This is a genomic window from Kineococcus sp. GCM10028916, from assembly GCF_042674865.1.
GTDB lineage: Bacteria > Actinomycetota > Actinomycetes > Actinomycetales > Kineococcaceae > Kineococcus.
The window spans coordinates 1-3,236 of the sequence record NZ_JBHTFM010000025.1; the positions used below are offsets into that span (position 1 = coordinate 1).

Sequence of the window (3,236 nt, forward strand, 5' to 3'; positions counted from 1 at the left end):
TTGGCATCAGGAGCCGATGAAGGACGTGGGAGCCTGCGATAAGCCTCGGGGAGTTGGCAACCGAATGTTGATCCGAGGGTGTCCGAATGGGGAAACCCGGCCGTCGTCATGGGCGGTCACCCGCACCTGAATGTATAGGGTGTGTGGAGGGAACGTGGGGAAGTGAAACATCTCAGTACCCACAGGAAGAGAAAACAAATAGTGATTCCGTGAGTAGTGGCGAGCGAAAGCGGATGAGGCTAAACCAGTTCCGTGTGATACCTGGTAGGGGTTGCGGGGTTGGGGTTGTGGGAGTGTTCTGGACTGGGCTACCACCTGGTCGGGGAGTGAGAAAGTCGTGGTGTAGCCGAAGGGCCTGGGATGGTCCGGCGTAGTGGGTGAGACCCCCGTAGGCGAAACATTGCGGCCTCCTTGGGAGCATGTCCCGAGTAGCACGGGGCTCGTGGAATCTCGTGTGAATCTGCCAGGACCACCTGGTAAGCCTAAATACTTCCTGATGACCGATAGCGGACAAGTACCGTGAGGGAATGGTGAAAAGCACCCCGGGAGGGGAGTGAAATAGTACCTGAAACCGTGTGCCTACAATCCGTCGGAGCAGGCTTGTACCTGTGACGGCGTGCCTTTTGAAGAATGAGCCTGCGAGTTAGTGGTGCGTGGCGAGGTTAACCCGTGTGGGGTAGCCGTAGCGAAAGCGAGTCCGAATAGGGCGTCCTATAGTCGCGTGCTCTAGACCCGAAGCGGAGTGATCTACCCATGGCCAGGTTGAAGCGCGGGTAAGACCGCGTGGAGGACCGAACCCACCAGGGTTGAAAACCTGGGGGATGAGCTGTGGGTAGGGGTGAAAGGCCAATCAAACTCCGTGATAGCTGGTTCTCCCCGAAATGCATTTAGGTGCAGCGTCACGTGTTTCTTGCCGGAGGTAGAGCTACTGGATGGCTAATGGGCCCCACCGGGTTACTGACGTCAGCCAAACTCCGAATGCCGGTAAGTGAGAGCGTGGCAGTGAGACTGCGGGGGATAAGCTTCGTAGTCGAGAGGGAAACAGCCCAGATCATCAGCTAAGGCCCCTAAGCGTGTGCTAAGTGGGAAAGGATGTGGAGTTGCGCAGACAACCAGGAGGTTGGCTTAGAAGCAGCCACCCTTGAAAGAGTGCGTAATAGCTCACTGGTCAAGTGATTCCGCGCCGACAATGTAGCGGGGCTCAAGTACACCGCCGAAGCTGTGGCATTCACATATTAATCTCTCTCAATCAGGTCTGCTGTCCTTGTGGTGGTGGGTGGTGGTTGTGGGCAGGTGTGTGGATGGGTAGGGGAGCGTCGTGTGTGGGGTGAAGCAGCCTGGTGATGGGTTGTGGACTGCACGCGAGTGAGAATGCAGGCATGAGTAGCGAATGACGGGTGAGAAACCCGTCCGCCGATTGACCAAGGGTTCCAGGGCTAGGTTCATCCGCCCTGGGTAAGTCGGGACCTAAGGCGAGGCCGACAGGCGTAGTCGATGGACAACGGGTTGATATTCCCGTACCGGCGTAGAACCGTCCATGGTGAGGCCGGGGATGCTAAGCACCCTAAGCCGTCACTGCCTTCGGGTGGTGGTTGGTGGAGCGTGTGATCCGATCCGGTAGTAGTCAAGCGTATTAACAGGGGTGACGCAGGAGGGTAGCTTCCGCGTGGCGATGGTTGTCCACGTCCAAGGGTGTAGGGCGAGGTGTTGGTAAATCCGCACTTCTGACTTCAATGTCGTGTCTGAGACCTGATGGTGACCCTTTCGGGGGGAAGTAGGGTGATCCCATGCTGCCTAGAAAAGCCTCGGCGCGAGGTTCGAGCCGCCCGTACCCTAAACCGACTCAGGTGGTCAGGTAGAGAATACCGAGGCGTTCGAGTGAATCGTGGTTAAGGAACTCGGCAAAATGCCCCCGTAACTTCGGGAGAAGGGGGGCCTGAGACGTGAAGCTCCTTGCGGGCTAGCGTTTGAGGGCCGCAGAGACCAGGGGGAAGCGACTGTTTACTAAAAACACAGGTCCGTGCGAAGTCGCAAGACGATGTATACGGACTGACGCCTGCCCGGTGCTGGAACGTTAAGGGGACCGGTTACCCACGCAAGTGGGGACGCTGAGAACTTAAGCGCCAGTAAACGGCGGTGGTAACTATAACCATCCTAAGGTAGCGAAATTCCTTGTCGGGTAAGTTCCGACCTGCACGAATGGCGTAACGACTTCCCCGCTGTCTCAACCGCGAACTCGGCGAAATTGCACTACGAGTAAAGATGCTCGTTACGCGCAGCAGGACGGAAAGACCCCGGGACCTTCACTATAGTTTGGTATTGGTGTTCGGGACGGCTTGTGTAGGATAGGTGGGAGACTGTGAAGCGGTCACGCTAGTGATGGTGGAGTCATCGTTGAAATACCACTCTGGTCGTTCTGGATGTCTAACTTCGGTCCGTGATCCGGATCAGGGACAGTGCCTGATGGGTAGTTTAACTGGGGCGGTTGCCTCCTAAAGAGTAACGGAGGCGCCCAAAGGTTCCCTCAGCCTGGTTGGCAATCAGGTGTTGAGTGTAAGTGCACAAGGGAGCTTGACTGTGAGACCGACAGGTCGAGCAGGGACGAAAGTCGGGACTAGTGATCCGGCCGTGGAGTGTGGAATCGCGGTCGCTCAACGGATAAAAGGTACCCCGGGGATAACAGGCTGATCTTGCCCAAGAGTCCATATCGACGGCATGGTTTGGCACCTCGATGTCGGCTCGTCGCATCCTGGGGCTGGAGTAGGTCCCAAGGGTTGGGCTGTTCGCCCATTAAAGCGGTACGCGAGCTGGGTTTAGAACGTCGTGAGACAGTTCGGTCCCTATCCGCTGCGCGCGTTGGAAACTTGAGAAGGGCTGTCCCTAGTACGAGAGGACCGGGACGGACGAACCTCTGGTGTGCCAGTTGTTCCGCCAGGAGCATGGCTGGTTGGCTACGTTCGGAAGGGATAACCGCTGAAGGCATCTAAGCGGGAAGCCTGCTTCGAGATGAGGTTTCCGTGCCCTGTTAAAGGGGTGGGAGGCTCCCTGTAGATCACGGGGTTGATAGGCCGGGTGTGGAAGCAGCGACGAGAGAGCTGTGGAGCTGACCGGTACTAATAAGCCGATCACTTGTCTACCACGCACCAGCTGCCGCCGTGTTGACTCTTTGGGTTGATGGTGGTGGGTTGGGTGGGTCATGGTGAGTGTGATAACAATCCAACTAACGATTTCACTGC

At 57.0% G+C, this 3,236-nt stretch carries 1 rRNA gene; it reads left to right on the forward strand.

Going from position 1 to position 3,236, the window contains the following annotated elements:
* Positions 1 to 3,137: ribosomal RNA gene (locus tag ACFQ46_RS24240) — 23S ribosomal RNA — on the forward strand; the annotation flags it as partial.
* Positions 3,138 to 3,236: the final 99 nt, after the last annotated feature.